Source organism: Pseudomonas sp. PF05 (assembly GCF_056521845.1).
This window is the reverse complement of sequence record NZ_JBWLPW010000017.1, coordinates 73635-89125: the sequence shown is the minus strand read 5'-3', so window position 1 is coordinate 89125 and position 15491 is coordinate 73635. Positions and strand designations below refer to the sequence as shown.

The window sequence follows — 15491 nt, the reverse complement described above, 5'->3', positions numbered from 1 at the left end:
GGCAGCGTCTTGGCATCAATAGGCATACCGCAACATCGCATGCGGCAGGTGCCGCAGGGCGAAGAAGCTGAACGCCGCCACCAGCGCCGGCAGGATCAGCCACCAGATTTTCGGCGGCATGGCCGGCAGCGGGGTCTGGCGTTGGCTCAACCACAGCACGGCGGCGCAGACACAGGCGGCGAGCATCGCCCCGGCGACGATGTCACTCGGCCAATGCGCGCCCAGGTACACCCGCGACAGGGCAATGGCCAGCGCCGGCAGGCAGCCCAGCAGCAGCCAGGTCAGGCGCAGGCGTGGCGGTTGGCCGCGTCCGGCCAGGACGGCGAGGGCCAGGAACAGCGCGAACGCCCCGGAGGCGTGGCCGCTGGGCATGCTGTAGCTGGTCAGCGGGTCGGTGAGGATTTCCGGGCGCATGCGGGCAAAGAAGTGTTTGCTGCCGGTATTGGCCAGGGCGGTGAGCAGCATCGCGCCACCGGCAAAGATTGCCTGGCGCCATTGGCGCGCCAGCAACAGCAACCCGGTCAGCAGCGCGCTGAAAATCAGCATGTAGCGGAATTCGCCCATCAGCGTGAAGGTCACCGCGATTTCATCCAGCGTCGGGCTGCGGTGCTCCTGGACCAGGGTCATCAGGCCTTGATCGAACGCGCTCAGGTAGCGAAAGCCGATGAACAGACTGATCAGGATCACCAGGCCAAGGCCTGCGATCAGCGCCGAGGCATGGCGATGACGACGCAGGCTGCTGTTGACGCTCAGCCCGATCATCACCGCGATGCTGCCGATGACCACGCCGGCCTGTGGCCAGAAACCTTCGGGCAGCGGCAGGCGAAACGCCGCCCCGGTGGCCCAGCCCGGCAGCAGGTACGCCACGGTCCAGCCCGCCGCAGCCAACACGCTGACGGCGGCGAAGCGCGGGAACGGCATGTCGCACATCCCGGCCACCATCGGCAACATCGGCCGTAGCGGGCCGATAAAACGACCCACCAGCAGGCTGGCGATGCCGTAGCGCTGGAAATAACTTTCCGCAGCGCTCATCCATTCCGGGTGATGCCGCAGCCCTGGCAGGCGCCGGATGTTCTGGTGGAAATGCCGGCCCAGGAAGTACGACACCAAGTCCCCGAGCAGCCCGCCGAGCAGGCCCAGCAGCAACGTCTCGCCCAAGGACAACGCGCCGCTACCGGCCAGCACGGCGATGGCAAACAACAGCACGGTACCCGGCACGATCAGGCCGGCGATGGCCAGGCACTCCACGCAGGCGACGATGAACACCGCCACCGCCAGCCATTGCGGGTTGACGGTCAGCCAGCCGGTGATGCTATCGAGCCATGGGCCCATAAGTACAACTCCATTGAATATTGATCGGCATGCAGTTTTTGCTGTGGGGAGAGCTTGTGGGAGCAAAGCTTGCTCGCGACGAGCGGTGACACGACCTTACTGTTGACCCGTGTCGCCTGCATCGCGGGCAAGCCTTGCTCCCACAGGGGGTATACGGTATTTCATCAGGGCAACAAAAAATAATCACGCCCTTCGACCTGCCCGCGCCGCAAAGGGTTGCGGGTGCACCATGGGGCGTAGGCAGCGTCAACGAAGCGGTAGGGCAGGTGCTCGTCTCGTCCCTGGGGAATACCCAGGCGCGTGGTCTGGATCGCGTTGACCGTCGGCACGCCGACGTCTTCCACCAACAAGCGTTCGGGGTCGAAGCGTTTGGCGTCCCAGTCCGGCACCCTCAACCCCAGGGCTTTGCACAGCAGGGTCTGGCCGGCACAGAGTTTCTGCGGTGTGCGCGGCCGGCCTTGGGCGTCGGGGTTGTTGAGCAGCATCTGCGCCAGGCTCGCCGGCCCGGAAAGGGCGTCGACCCACGGGTACGCCGATTTGATCAGCACTGCATTGCCTGGGCCCTGGGCGCTGAAGTTCAACGAATCACCGCCCCGTGCGTAGTACATATAGATGTGGCCGCCATCCAGAAACAACGCCTTACGTTTTTCTGTGTAGCCCAGCGAGGCGTGGCTGCCTTTTTCGGCGAAGTAATACGCCTCGGTCTCGATGATCCGCGCGCTGAGCCACAGGTCACCGACCTTGTGGCGGATGACTTTACCCAGCAGGTCCTTGGCAAGCACTTGCGCGTCGCGATCGAAAAAGGCGTGGGGCAGGGCGTTGGGTGATGGCAAATCGGTCATGGCGATAGACGAGGTGAGGCCAGAGGAAGCGCGATGATACCAATGGAAAGCTTAATCACCGCTGAACACTCGCTTCAACCGGCTGTTTACACCTGTTTTGCTTCTCCGCCGGTCACCACTGCGAGTCCATGCTGTTAGTCGAGGGTTACGACAGCTATAATCTGCCGCTTTCCTCATCGCCAAGACCACACAGACCATGACTGAGTCCGTTCTTGACTACATGATCCGCCTGGGTCGCGCCGCTCGCCAAGCGTCGCGCATCATCGGCCGTGCCAGCACCGCGCAGAAAAACCGCGCCCTGCAGGCCGCCGCCAGTGCGCTGGACGCTGCGCGTGCCGAGTTGTCCGCCGCCAATGAGCTGGACCTGGCCGCCGGCCGGGCCAATGGCCTGGAACCGGCCATGCTCGAGCGCCTGGCGCTGACCCCGGCCCGCATCGACGGCATGATCGTCGGTCTGCGCCAGGTTGCGGCCCTGCCGGACCCGGTCGGGGCGATCCGCGACATGAGCTACCGTCCGTCGGGCATCCAGGTCGGCAAGATGCGCGTGCCCCTGGGCGTGGTCGGGATCATCTACGAGTCGCGCCCGAACGTGACCATCGACGCCGCGAGCCTGTGCCTGAAGTCGGGTAACGCGACCATCCTGCGTGGCGGCTCCGAGGCTATCCATTCCAACCGTGCCATTGCCGCCTGCATCCAGCGCGGCCTGGCCGAGGCCGATCTGCCAGCGGCCGTGGTGCAAGTGGTGGAAACCACCGACCGTGCCGCCGTCGGCGCATTGATTACCATGCCCGAGTTCGTCGATGTCATCGTACCGCGCGGTGGCAAGGGCCTGATCGAACGGGTCAGCCGTGATGCCCGCGTGCCGGTGATCAAGCACCTGGACGGCATCTGCCACGTCTATGTCAGCGCCCACGCCGAATTGCCGAAAGCCCAGCGCATCGCCTTCAACGCCAAGACCTACCGCTACGGTATCTGCGGCGCGATGGAAACCCTGCTGGTGGACCAGGCCGTGGCCAAGCAATTCCTGCCATCGATGGCTGCCCAGTTCCGCGAAAAAGGCGTCGAGCTGCGCGGTTGCGAGCGCACCCGGGCGATCATCGAGGCCGTTGCGGCCACGCAAGAAGACTGGGACACCGAATACCTGGCACCGATCCTGTCGATCCGTGTGGTCGACGGGCTGGATGAAGCCATCGAGCACATCAACCGCCACGGCTCGCACCACACCGACTCCATCGTCAGTGAAAACCTGGGTGAAACCCGGCGCTTCGTGGCTGAAGTGGATTCGGCATCGGTGATGATCAACACCCCGACCTGCTTCGCCGATGGCTTCGAATACGGATTGGGTGCCGAGATCGGCATTTCTACTGATAAGCTGCACGCCCGCGGCCCGGTGGGTCTTGAAGGCCTGACCTGCGAGAAGTACATCGTGGTGGGTGACGGCCAGCTGCGCGGACAGGAGCCGGTCTGACTTGGGCGACCTTGACCCGTCAGCCGCAGTGACGACAACCCCGCCCCGGCGCATCGGTATCCTGGGCGGCACGTTCGACCCGGTGCACATCGGCCATTTGCGCGGTGCGCTGGAAGTCGCCGACGCCCTGGCCCTCGATGAGCTACGCCTGACGCCCAGCGCCCGGCCACCTCATCGGGATACGCCGCAGGTGTCGGCGCAGGACCGCCTGGCGATGGTCGAGTGCGCGGTGGCCGGTGTGGCGCCGCTGGTGGTGGACGCCCGCGAATTGCAGCGGGACAAACCGTCCTACACCATTGATACCCTGGAGCTGATGCGCGCCGAACTGGCCGCTGATGCCCAGGTTTTTCTGCTTCTGGGCTGGGACGCATTTTGCGGCCTGCCCACTTGGCATCGCTGGGAAGAGTTGCTCCAGCATTGCCACATCCTGGTGCTGCAACGCCCGGATGCCGACAGCGAGCCGCCGGATGCCTTGCGCAACCTGCTGGCGGCACGCTCGGTGAGCGACCCGCTGGCCCTGAAAGGGCCGAGCGGACAGATTGCATTCGTCTGGCAGACGCCGCTCGCGGTATCCGCCACCCAGATCCGTCAACTGCTGGCCAGCGGTAAGTCGGTACGTTTCCTGGTGCCCGACGCGGTCCTGGCCTACATCGATGCGCACGGGCTTTACCGTGCGTCGAACTGAAAAAGGCGCGCTTCAAGGCACGTGAATGCGTGTAGCGAAGCGCCCGAACATACGAGCAAAACGAGTTTTATATGACTGACAAAGACGTAAACAAAGTAAAGCGCAAAGGCACGTTCAAAAGCGCCCCGCTGCCGGTAGAGGCCCACACTGGCGTGGCACTGGTCGGCGAAGAGCTGGTCAAGGTGGCCGTGGCGGCCCTGGAAGACGTCAAGGCCCAGGACATCCAGGTGATCGACGTTCGTGAAAAGCAGAGCATCACGGACTACATGATCATCGCCACCGGTACGTCCAACCGCCAGATCGGCGCGATGCTGGACAAGGTCCGCGAAGCGGTCAAGGCCCAAGGCGTCAAGCCGCTGGGTGAAGAAGGCAAGGGTGACAGCGACTGGGTCTTGCTGGACATGGACGACGTCATCGTGCACATGATGACCGCCTCGGCGCGCCAGTTCTATGACCTGGAGCGCCTGTGGGCCGGTGCCGAGCAGAGCCGTTCGGCCAGCGCCGCGCACCACAGCCCGGAAAACCCCCATGAGCACTTCACCAAGCTCAACAAAGACCAGCAATAAGGGACCGCTGTGCGACTGCGCCTGATCGCCGTCGGTTCTCGCATGCCCAAGTGGGTGGAAGAAGGTTGGCATGAATATGCCAAGCGTCTTCCGTCCGAGCTGGCCCTGGAACTGGTGGAAATTCCGCTCAACACCCGTGGCAAGAACGCCGACGTGGCGCGCTTCATCCGCCAGGAAGGCGAAGCCATGCTGGCCAAGGTCGGGCCGAACGAGCGCATCGTCACCCTTGAAGTCCACGGCAAGCCCTGGAGCACCGAGCAACTGGCGGTAGAGCTCGATCGCTGGCGGCTGGATTCGCGCACGGTCAATTTCATGGTCGGTGGCCCGGAAGGGCTGGCGCCTGAAGTCTGCGCCCGGGCCGATCAGCGCTGGTCATTGTCGCCGTTGACGTTGCCGCACCCGCTGGTGCGGATATTGATCGGCGAACAGCTGTATCGTGCCTGGACAGTCCTGTCCGGGCACCCTTACCACAAGTAATCTTGCCCCATGCCTCAGCCGATCCGCATCAAGGACCACGAAAAAGACGCCCGCCTGGTGCGGGGCCGTGTCGTGTTCGGCGCCATTGCCGTGGTGACGCTGATCGGCGTGCTGATTGCGCGCTTGTATTTTCTCCAGGTGATCCAGTACGAGTACCACTCGACCCTGTCGGAAAACAACCGGGTGCATGTGCAGCCGATTCCGCCGACCCGCGGGTTGATCTTCGACCGCAATGGCGTGGTGGTGGCGGATAACCGGCCCAGCTTCAGCCTGAGCATGACCCGCGAGCGCTCCGGCGACTGGCAGCATGTGCTCGACGTGATCGTCGAAGTGCTGCAACTGACGCCCGAGGACCGGGCGATCTTCGAGAAGCGCATGCGCCAGGGCCGGCGCCCGTTCGAGCCGGTGCCGATTCTGTTCGAGCTGACCGAAGAGCAGATCGCCCTGATCGCCGTGAACCAGTTCCGCCTGCCGGGCGTCGAGGTGGTGGCGCAGTTGGTGCGGCATTATCCCCAGGGGGCGCACTTTGCCCACTCGGTCGGCTACATGGGGCGGATCAACGAGAAAGAGCTCAAGACCCTAGATCCTGTCAATTACAGCGGTACCCACCATATCGGCAAGACCGGCATCGAGCGCTTCTACGAGCCCGAGCTGCATGGCCAGGTGGGGTACGAAGAAGTCGAGACCAACGCCCGCGGCCGCGTATTGCGAGTGCTCAAGCGTACCGACCCGATCCCCGGCAAGGACATCGTCCTGAGCCTGGACATCAAGCTGCAAGAGGCCGCCGAAGCGGCGCTGGGCGGCCGGCGCGGCGCGGTGGTGGCGCTGGACCCCAACACCGGCGAGGTGCTGGCGATGGTCAGCCAGCCGAGTTTCGACCCGAACCTGTTCGTCACTGGCATCAGCTTCAAGGCCTACGCCGAATTGCGCGATTCCATCGACCGGCCACTGTTCAACCGCGTGCTGCGCGGCCTCTATCCGCCGGGATCGACCATCAAGCCGGCCGTGGCGATTGCCGGATTGGACTCGGGTGTGATCACCGCTTCCAGCCGGGTCTACGACCCCGGTTATTACCAACTGCCGAACTACGACCACAAGTACCGCAACTGGAACCGCACCGGCGACGGTTATGTGGACCTGGAAACGGCCATCATGCGTTCCAACGACACCTACTTCTATGACCTGGCCCACAAGCTGGGGATCGATCGGTTGTCGACCTACATGAACAAGTTTGGTCTGGGGCAGAAGGTCTCCCTGGACATGTTCGAAGAATCGCCCGGGCTGATGCCGTCCCGGGAATGGAAGCGCGCCACCCGGCGCCAGGCGTGGTTCCCTGGCGAAACCCTGATCCTGGGGATCGGCCAGGGCTACATGCAGGCCACGCCCTTGCAGCTGGCCCAGGCCACGGCGTTGGTGGCCAGCAAGGGCAAGTGGTATCGCCCGCACCTGGCCAGGACCATCGAAGGCCAGAAACCGGTGGACCCGAACCCGATGCCGGACATCATCCTGCGCAATCCGTCGGACTGGCAGAAGGTCAACAACGGCATGCAGCAAGTAATGCATGGTGCCCGGGGCACCGCTCGCAAGGCGGCCATCGGCGCGCAGTACCGTATTGCCGGCAAGAGCGGTACGGCCCAGGTCGTCGCCATCAAGCAGGGCGAGAAGTACGACCGCTCCAAGGTCCAGGAACGCCACCGCGACCACGCCTTGTTCGTCGGTTTTGCGCCGGCCGAAAACCCCAAGATCGTCGTGGCGGTGATGGTCGAGAACGGTGAGTCCGGTTCCGGCGTCGCCGCGCCGGTGGTGCGCCAGGTCATGGACGCCTGGCTGTTGGATGAGCACGGCCAGCTCAAGCCCGAATTCGCAAGCCCCATCAGCGCGGAGGCTACGGCCCGTGAAGAATAATTTCGACCGGATCCTCTCCAGCGAGGATGTGATGCGCCGCCGTGCCACCCTGCTGCAGCGCATGCACATCGATGGCCCGTTGCTGATCCTGCTCCTGACCCTCGCCGCAGGCAGCCTGTTCGTGCTGTATTCGGCCAGTGGCAAGAACTGGGACCTGCTGGCCAAGCAGGCCACCTCGTTTGGCATCGGCCTGGTGTCGATGGTCATCATCGCCCAGCTCGAGCCGCGCTTCATGGCGCGCTGGGTGCCACTGGCGTACGTGGTGGGGGTCTGCTTGCTGGTGGTGGTGGACGTGATGGGCCACAACGCCATGGGCGCTACCCGCTGGATCAACATCCCCGGGGTGATCCGCTTCCAGCCTTCGGAATTCCTCAAGATCATCATGCCGGCGACCATCGCCTGGTACCTGTCCAAGCGTTCCCTGCCGCCGCAGCTCAAGCATGTGTGCATCAGCCTGTTGCTGATCGGCATCCCCTTCATCCTGATCGTCCGCCAGCCGGACCTCGGCACCTCGCTGCTGATCCTGGCCGGCGGTGCCTTCGTGCTGTTCATGGGCGGGCTGCGCTGGCGCTGGATCCTCAGTGTCATCGCCGCTGCCGTGCCGGTATCGGTGGCCATGTGGTACTTCGTGATGCACGACTACCAGAAGCAGCGGGTGCTGACCTTCCTTGACCCGGAGAGCGATCCGCTGGGCACCGGCTGGAACATCATCCAGTCCAAGGCCGCCATCGGCTCCGGCGGGGTGTTCGGCAAGGGCTGGCTGATGGGCACCCAGTCGCACCTGGACTTTTTGCCGGAAAGCCATACCGATTTCATCATCGCCGTGATGGGCGAAGAGTTCGGCCTGGTGGGCATCTGCGTGCTGCTGCTGATCTATTTGCTGCTGATCGGCCGAGGGCTGGTGATCACCGCCCAGGCCCAGACGTTGTTCGGCAAGTTGCTGGCGGGCAGCCTGACCATGACGTTTTTTGTTTACGTTTTCGTCAACATCGGTATGGTCAGTGGCCTGTTACCGGTCGTGGGGGTGCCGTTGCCATTCATTAGCTACGGAGGAACTTCGCTGGTGACACTACTGTCAGCGTTTGGGGTTTTGATGTCGATTCATACGCATCGCAAGTGGATCGCGCAGGTTTGAATAAGGTGAAGAGTTCAATGCAAGCAATGCGTGGCTGGTCGACGCGATATGCGCCGTGGATCGGCCTGGTCGGTTTCCTGGGCGGTGCGCCGCATGCCCAGGCGGGCGAATACGAAGGCTCGCCGCAGGTGGCCGAATTCGTCGGTGAGATGACCCGCGACTACGGTTTTGCCGGTGAGCAGTTGATGGGGGTGTTTCGCGAGGCCGAGCGCAAGCAGTCGATCCTTGACGCCATCTCCCGCCCCGCCGAGCGGGTCAAGCAGTGGAGCGAGTACCGGCCGATGTTCATCACCGAGGCGCGTATCGCCCGGGGCGTGGACTTCTGGCGCCAGCACGAGGCGGCCCTGGTCCGTGCCGAGCAGGAATATGGCGTGCCGGCCCAGTTCATCGTGGCCATTATTGGCGTCGAGACCTTCTTTGGCCGTAACACCGGGAATTTCCGGGTGATCGACGCGCTGTCGACCCTGGGCTTCGATTACCCGCCGCGCGCCGAATTCTTCCGCAAGGAGCTGCGCGAGTTCCTGCTGCTGGCCCGCGAAGAGCAGGTCGACCCGCTGACCCTCAAGGGTTCCTATGCCGGGGCGATGGGCCTGCCGCAATTCATGCCCAGCAGTTTTCGCGCCTACGCGGTGGACTTCGACGATGACGGCCACATCAATATCTGGACCAACCCGACCGATGCCATTGGCAGTGTTGCCAGCTATTTCAAGCGCCACGGCTGGGAAGCCGGCCAGCCGGTGGTCAGCCGGGCCGACGTGCGTGGCGAGCAGGTGGACGAGGGCCTGACCGAGGGCATCGAGCCAACGAAAACCGTCGGGGAGTTGCGGGCGTTGGGCTGGTCGAGTCATGATGCGCTGCGTGACGACATGCCAGTCACCGCGATACGCCTGGAAGGCGAACAAGGCCCCGAGTACTGGATGGGCCTGAAGAATTTCTACGCGATTACGCGTTATAACCGCAGCGTGATGTACGCCATGGCCGTATATCAACTGTCTGAAGAGCTGGTCAAAGCACGGGGCGTCAAATAATGCGGGCAATGCCTACCTATCTACCCCTGAAAGCCAAGTCCCTCAAGCTCGTGGCGTTGGCCGCGCTGTCGTTGTTGGTCGTCAGTTGTTCGACCAGCCGCGCGCCGGCCCAGAAAAACTCCACCGCCGTGCGCGCGACGCCCGGGCTGGACATCAACCGCGCCCACAAGGATGGCGCGCCGTGGTGGGACGTGGACGTCTCGCGCATTCCCGACGCCACGCCGACCCTGCACACCGGGCCCTACAAGGCCAACCCCTACACGGTGCTGGGCAAGACCTATTTCCCGATGGCCGACTCCAAGCGCTACGTGGCCTCGGGCACGGCGTCCTGGTATGGCACCAAGTTCCACGGCCAGAACACCGCCAACGGCGAGGTGTATGACCTGTATGGCATGAGCGCGGCCCACAAGACCTTGCCGCTGCCCAGCTATGTGCGGGTGACCAACCTGGACAACAACAAGAGCGTGATCCTGCGGGTCAATGACCGTGGGCCGTTCTATTCCGACCGCATCATCGACTTGTCGTATGCGGCGGCGAAAAAACTCGGTTACGCTGAAATCGGCACTGCCCGGGTCAAGGTCGAAGGTATTGACCCGCAGGAATGGTGGGCCCAACGCGGCCGTCCGGCGCCTTTGGTGCTCAACGAGCCGAAAGTGGCGCAAAATGCCGCGCCGACCGTGACGGCGTCCACCGGTAGGGTCGAGCAGTGGACGCCACCGGCGCAGCAGCACGCGGCGGCTGTAGTGCCCGTTCAGCTCGACACAAAAAAAAACGCTTCTGCAACAGCGTCTGGCCAGTATCTGCAAGTGGGCGCGTTCGCCAACCCGGACGCTGCCGAGCTGCTGAGGTCCAAGCTCAGCTCGATGGTGAGCGCGCCGGTGTTCATCAGCTCGATCGTGCGCAACCAGCAGACACTGCATCGGGTGCGCCTGGGGCCGATCGGTTCTCCGGATGAAGTCCAGCAAGTGCAGAACAGCGTGCGCCTGGCCAATCTCGGTTCGCCGAGCCTGGTCAGCGCCGAGTAACTGATTGAGGCCCGCTTGCGGTTGGAGCGGGTCAGGTTGTTGGCTCCATGAATAACAAAAGCCCGGCAAGGGTTGTGAGTGAGCAACTTAAATACGCGGCGGCCCGTTAGAAGGTTGCCTGTTTTAGTTTGCCTTCGGGCAGTCCCATTAGCGATTTCGAGAGACGGATGAACATCACCACCTTTGCCAAACGCCTTTGCCTGCTAGTCCCGCTGCTTCTCTCACCGGCCGCGTTCGCGGTCGAGATGATGCCAGCGCCCCCTCAATTGGCCGCCAAATCCTTTGTGCTCATGGATGCCAGCAGCGGCGAGGTCCTGGTAGAGAACAACGGTGACCAGCGCCTGCCCCCGGCCAGCCTGACCAAGCTGATGACCGCCTACATCGCCACCCTGGAAATCCGTCGTGGCCAGATCGGTGAAAGCGATCCGGTGACCGTCAGCGAAAACGCCTGGCGCACCGGCGGTTCGCGGATGTTCATCAAGGTCGGTTCGCAAGTGTCCGTCAGCGACCTGCTGCACGGCATCATCATCCAGTCCGGCAACGACGCCAGCGTCGCCCTGGCCGAGCACATCGCCGGCAGCGAAGATGCGTTCGCCGACATGATGAACAAAACCGTGGCCGACCTGGGCATGACCAACAGCCACTTCATGAACCCCACCGGCCTGCCGAACCCTGAGCACTATTCGTCGGCTCACGACATGGCGATCCTGGCCCGGGCAATCATTCATGAAGACCCGGCGCACTACGCCATCTACTCCCAGAAGGAATTTTTCTGGAACGGTATCAAGCAGCCTAACCGCAACCTGCTGCTGTGGCGCGACAAGACCGTCGATGGCCTGAAGACCGGCCACACCGAAGAGGCCGGCTATTGCATGGTGTCTTCGGCTGTCCGTGACGGCATGCGCCTGATCGCCGTCGTTTTCGGTACCAACAGCGAAGTGGCCCGTGCCGCCGAGACCCAGAAGCTGTTGACCTACGGTTTCCGTTTCTTCGAAACCCAGACCTTCTACCAGAAGGGCACCGAACTGGCCCAGGCCCAGGTCTGGAAAGGCACCACCAATCAGGTCAAGGCCGGCCTGGCCCAGGACCTGACCTTGACCTTGCCTAAAGGCCAGCTCAAGAAGCTCGCTGCCAGCATGACCATGAACCCGCAACTGACCGCACCCATCGCCAAGGGCGACGTGATCGGTAAGGTCGAAGTCAAACTGGACGACAAAGTGGTGCACAGCGCCGACCTGATCGCTCTGGACGCGGTCGAGGAAGGTGGTATCTTCCGCCGCATGTGGGATAGCATCCGTCTATTCTTCTACGGCTTGTTCAACTGATTGAAGTGTTGACCTGCATGGCCCCGTTCCTATCCGGAGCGGGGCCATGTGCGTTACCACGGCTTACGAGGCCGTTACCCCATGACAGACTCTGAAGTAAAAGCGCCAAAGATCGAATTCCCCTGCGCGGATTATCCGATCAAGGTAATCGGCGACACCGGCGTGGGTTTCAAGGACCGGATCATCGCGATCCTTGAAAAACATGCCACCGTTGACCACGAGACCCTGGCCGAGCGCCAGAGTACCAACGGCAAGTACACGACGATTCAGTTGCACATCATCGCCACCGGCCAGGAACAGCTCTACGACATCAACAGCGAGCTGCGCGCGACCGGTTTCGTGCACATGGTGTTGTGATGCCGGGCACGCTGGGCTTTCGCGAGCTGGGCACGATGGCTTACGAGCCGGTCTGGCATGCCATGCAACGTTTCACGAACGAACGCGGCAACACCGCCGGCGATGAAGTCTGGCTGGTGGAACACCCGCCGGTATTCACCCAGGGCCAGGCCGGCAAGGCCGAGCACCTGCTGCTGCCGGGGGATATCCCGGTGGTGAAGGTCGACCGGGGCGGGCAGGTGACCTACCATGGCCCTGGTCAACTGGTTGCCTATCTGTTGCTGGATGTGCGCAAGCTGGGGTTTGGCGTGCGCGAGCTGGTCACCCGCATGGAGACATGCCTGATCGAGCTGCTGGCCAGCTACGGTGTGACGGCGGCGGCCAAGCCCGATGCGCCGGGTGTCTATGTCGACGGGGCGAAAATCGCCTCATTGGGATTGCGAATCCGCCACGGCTGTTCGTTTCATGGCCTGGCGCTGAACGTGGACATGGACCTTGCGCCATTTCGACGGATTAATCCCTGTGGCTACGCGGGACTGGCGATGACCCAGTTGAGCGAGCATGCAGGATCGATTGAATTTGCCGAGGTAAGTGCCCGGCTGCGCGCGCAGCTCGTCAAACACCTCGACTATGCTGAGCAGACGACCCTCACGGGCGGAATCGACTGATATGACTACTGATGCAGTGCAAACCATTATCCCGACGCAGGACGTCACCGAGCGTCCGGCCCCACGTGCCAAGGTAGAAGCCGGCGTCAAGCTGCGCGGCGCCGAGAAGGTTGCACGCATCCCGGTCAAGATCATCCCGACCACCGAATTGCCGAAGAAGCCTGACTGGATCCGCGTGCGCATCCCGGTGTCCCCGGAAGTCGATCGGATCAAGGCCCTGCTGCGCAAGCACAAGCTGCACAGCGTCTGCGAAGAAGCCTCCTGCCCGAACCTGGGCGAGTGCTTCTCCGGTGGCACCGCCACGTTCATGATCATGGGCGACATCTGCACCCGTCGCTGCCCATTCTGTGACGTCGGCCACGGCCGTCCGAAGCCGCTGGACACCAACGAGCCGGAAAGCCTGGCCATCGCCATCGCCGACCTGAAGCTCAAGTACGTGGTCATCACCTCGGTGGACCGCGACGACCTGCGTGACGGTGGTGCCCAGCACTTTGCCGACTGCATCCGCGAGATCCGCAAGCTGTCGCCGAACGTCCAGCTGGAAACCCTGGTGCCCGATTACCGTGGCCGCATGGACATCGCCCTGGAAATCACCGCCGCCGAGCCACCGGATGTGTTCAACCACAACCTGGAAACCGTGCCGCGCCTGTACAAGGCCGCGCGCCCGGGTTCGGACTACCAGTGGTCGTTGACCTTGCTGCAACGCTTCAAGCAGATGATGCCGCACATTCCGACCAAGTCCGGCTTGATGCTGGGCCTGGGGGAAACTGACGAGGAAGTCATCGAAGTCATGAAGCGCATGCGTGAGCATGACATCGATATGCTGACCTTAGGGCAGTACCTGCAGCCTTCGCGTAGCCACCTGCCGGTGCAGCGTTTTGTGCATCCGGATACCTTTGCCTGGTTTGCTGAGGAGGGGTACAAGATGGGGTTCAAGAACGTGGCTTCGGGGCCTTTGGTGCGGTCTTCGTATCATGCGGATGAGCAGGCTAAGTTGGTCAAGGCTGAGCTTCTGGGTGCCTGAGTTTTTGGGCGGTGTGTATATCCGTTTTTTGTGTAATGGCGGCTTATGGTTCCGCTCTTACAGCGGGTCACTTTTGGAAAAGCGCCAAAAGTAACCAAAAACGCTTTGCCCCACCACTCGGTGCCTCGCCTAGGCTCGGCATGCCTTCACTCCGGCATTGGTTCGTGGGCCGCCGCGAAGGGCCATCCATGGCCCAGCGCGGCTAACCCGGTATCCATGCCGGGTTGCCCACGAACCAATGCCTGCGTTCAGCCATCGTGGTTAACGGGGCGCCCCAGATCAACGTCCACCGCGAGGCGGCCTTAGAGCCGACCTGGTTCTTGGTGGGACCGCGTTTCTCCCGTGGGAGCGGGCTTGCTCGCGATAGCGGTGGCGCAGCCACCTAGATACTAGACATGCCCCGCTTTTGCTTTGCTTTGCTTTGGATCTTGATCTTGATCTGGGCGCCCCGTTAAACCACGCTGGCCGAACGCAGGCATTGCGCAGTGGGCATCCCGGCATGGATGCCGGGATAGCCGCGCTGGGCCATGGATGGCCCTTCGCGGCGGCCCACGGAGCAATGCCGGAGTGAGGGCACACCGAGCCTAAGCGAGGTGCCGAGTGGTGGGGCAAAGCGTTTTTGGTTACTTTTGGCGCTCTTCCAAAAGTGACCCGCTGTAAGAGCGGAACCCTAAGTAGCCGTTACCGCAGAAACGGATATACACGCATAAGTACCGGGAAACCCATGGAAGCCACCCACACCCTAAGCCCACATAACCCCGTCCCGGCACTCCCAAAGGAAGGCGTGATCGCCGTGATCGCCCCCGCCGGCCCCGCCCCCCTGGACACGGAAAAAGCCATCCAATGGATGCGCGCAAGGGGTCATGAGCTGCAAATATTCCCAGGCGTCTACGAAAAGAACGACTACCTGGCCGGCAGCGACGAGACAAGGCTCAACGACCTCCACACCGCCTTCGCCGACCCAGAAATAAAAACCATCATCTGCCTACGCGGCGGCTACGGCACCCCCCGCCTGCTGGATCGCATCGACTTCGACCTTCTACGCCGCAACCCCAAACCATTCGTAGGCTACAGCGACATCACCGCCCTGCACCTGGCCATCAGCCGCTACGCCGGCTTCGTGACCTTTCACGGCCCGCTGCTCAACGCCGATCTGCTGGGCGACAAGCAACCCCCTACCGTCACCTCGTTTTTCAGCCTGCTGCGTGGACAGTTGAAGGCCGGCAGCGTGCTAAGCCATCCCGCCGCCTACCCATTGACCACCGTCGAGCCGGGCATCGCCCACGGACGTCTGCTGGGCGGCAACTTGTCGATGATTGCCGCGACCATGGGCACGCCTTATCAAATCGACGCCGAAGGGGTCATCCTGTTCATCGAAGACGTCAACGAACCGCTGTATCGCATCGATCGCCTGCTGACTCAACTGCGATTGGCCGGCACATTGCACCAGCTACGCGGCGTATTGGTTGGGGATGTGGCGGGGGTCGATATCGAAGCATTGAACCGATTGCTCAAGCAGACCTTCGAGCCATTGCGCATCCCGGTGCTGTCCGGCTGGCGCAGCGGGCACTGCGATCCGAACCTCACCTTGCCCATGGGGGCGTTGGTGAGGTTGGATGCGGGGGAGAAGAGGTTGGTCCTGGAGCAGGATGTGGTGGTCAGTCGCTAGTCGTGT

15 protein-coding genes are annotated in these 15491 nt (G+C 62.8%); 13 read left to right on the top strand and 2 right to left on the bottom strand.

Annotation, left to right across the window (positions count from 1 at the left end; all coding sequences use genetic code 11):
* Positions 1-15: 15 nt before the first annotated feature.
* Together AC09SL_RS24105 and AC09SL_RS24100 are read right to left on the bottom strand one after the other, a co-directional pair.
* Positions 16-1332, bottom strand: coding sequence for a bifunctional DedA family/phosphatase PAP2 family protein (locus AC09SL_RS24105; protein ID WP_058543144.1), 1317 nt, complete (start codon positions 1330-1332; stop codon positions 16-18).
* A gap of 164 nt (positions 1333-1496) precedes the next feature.
* The gene (locus AC09SL_RS24100) at positions 1497-2174 is read right to left on the bottom strand and encodes a DNA-3-methyladenine glycosylase (protein ID WP_058543145.1); all 678 of its coding nucleotides are present in this window, start codon (positions 2172-2174) and stop codon (positions 1497-1499) included.
* Positions 2175-2370: 196 nt separating this feature from the next.
* On the opposite strand from AC09SL_RS24100, the gene AC09SL_RS24095 reads away from it, so the two are divergent.
* From AC09SL_RS24095 to AC09SL_RS24035, 13 genes are all read left to right on the top strand, one after another.
* A complete protein-coding gene (locus AC09SL_RS24095; RefSeq protein ID WP_058543146.1) occupies positions 2371-3642 on the top strand; it encodes a glutamate-5-semialdehyde dehydrogenase in 1272 nt (423 codons plus the stop codon).
* A 1-nt stretch (position 3643) separates the two neighbouring features.
* Positions 3644-4327: a nicotinate-nucleotide adenylyltransferase gene (gene nadD, locus AC09SL_RS24090; protein ID WP_025215651.1), complete on the top strand. Its 684-nt coding sequence runs from the start codon at positions 3644-3646 to the stop codon at positions 4325-4327.
* 71 nt (positions 4328-4398) lie between these two features.
* Positions 4399-4893, top strand: a complete 495-nt coding sequence (gene rsfS / locus AC09SL_RS24085) for a ribosome silencing factor (RefSeq protein ID WP_058543147.1) — start codon at positions 4399-4401, stop codon at positions 4891-4893.
* Positions 4894-4902: 9 nt separating this feature from the next.
* The gene (gene rlmH / locus AC09SL_RS24080; protein WP_003185785.1) at positions 4903-5370 is read left to right on the top strand and encodes a 23S rRNA (pseudouridine(1915)-N(3))-methyltransferase RlmH; all 468 of its coding nucleotides are present in this window, start codon (positions 4903-4905) and stop codon (positions 5368-5370) included.
* 9 nt (positions 5371-5379) lie between these two features.
* Positions 5380-7275: a penicillin-binding protein 2 gene (gene mrdA, locus AC09SL_RS24075; protein WP_058543148.1), complete on the top strand. Its 1896-nt coding sequence runs from the start codon at positions 5380-5382 to the stop codon at positions 7273-7275.
* Between the two features lie 31 nt (positions 7276-7306).
* A complete protein-coding gene (rodA, locus tag AC09SL_RS24070) occupies positions 7307-8410 on the top strand; it encodes a rod shape-determining protein RodA (RefSeq protein WP_058543149.1) in 1104 nt (367 codons plus the stop codon).
* Positions 8411-8427: 17 nt separating this feature from the next.
* Positions 8428-9438, top strand: a complete 1011-nt coding sequence (mltB, locus tag AC09SL_RS24065; protein ID WP_058543150.1) for a lytic murein transglycosylase B — start codon at positions 8428-8430, stop codon at positions 9436-9438.
* Complete coding sequence (locus AC09SL_RS24060) at positions 9438-10463, top strand: septal ring lytic transglycosylase RlpA family protein (RefSeq protein WP_058543151.1); 1026 nt, start codon at positions 9438-9440, stop codon at positions 10461-10463. Before mltB ends, AC09SL_RS24060 begins: the two co-directional genes overlap by 1 nt.
* Before the next feature lie 167 nt (positions 10464-10630).
* Positions 10631-11788, top strand: coding sequence for a D-alanyl-D-alanine carboxypeptidase family protein (locus AC09SL_RS24055; protein ID WP_058543152.1), 1158 nt, complete (start codon positions 10631-10633; stop codon positions 11786-11788).
* A gap of 81 nt (positions 11789-11869) precedes the next feature.
* Positions 11870-12145 (top strand): DUF493 domain-containing protein, encoded by a 276-nt coding sequence (locus AC09SL_RS24050; RefSeq protein ID WP_058543153.1) that lies wholly within the window; start codon positions 11870-11872, stop codon positions 12143-12145.
* Positions 12145-12792, top strand: coding sequence for a lipoyl(octanoyl) transferase LipB (gene lipB, locus AC09SL_RS24045; RefSeq protein ID WP_058543154.1), 648 nt, complete (start codon positions 12145-12147; stop codon positions 12790-12792). Before AC09SL_RS24050 ends, lipB begins: the two co-directional genes overlap by 1 nt.
* A gap of 1 nt (position 12793) precedes the next feature.
* Positions 12794-13816, top strand: a complete 1023-nt coding sequence (gene lipA / locus AC09SL_RS24040) for a lipoyl synthase (RefSeq protein WP_058543155.1) — start codon at positions 12794-12796, stop codon at positions 13814-13816.
* Between the two features lie 724 nt (positions 13817-14540).
* The gene (locus AC09SL_RS24035) at positions 14541-15485 is read left to right on the top strand and encodes a S66 peptidase family protein (protein WP_064107075.1); all 945 of its coding nucleotides are present in this window, start codon (positions 14541-14543) and stop codon (positions 15483-15485) included.
* Positions 15486-15491: the final 6 nt, after the last annotated feature.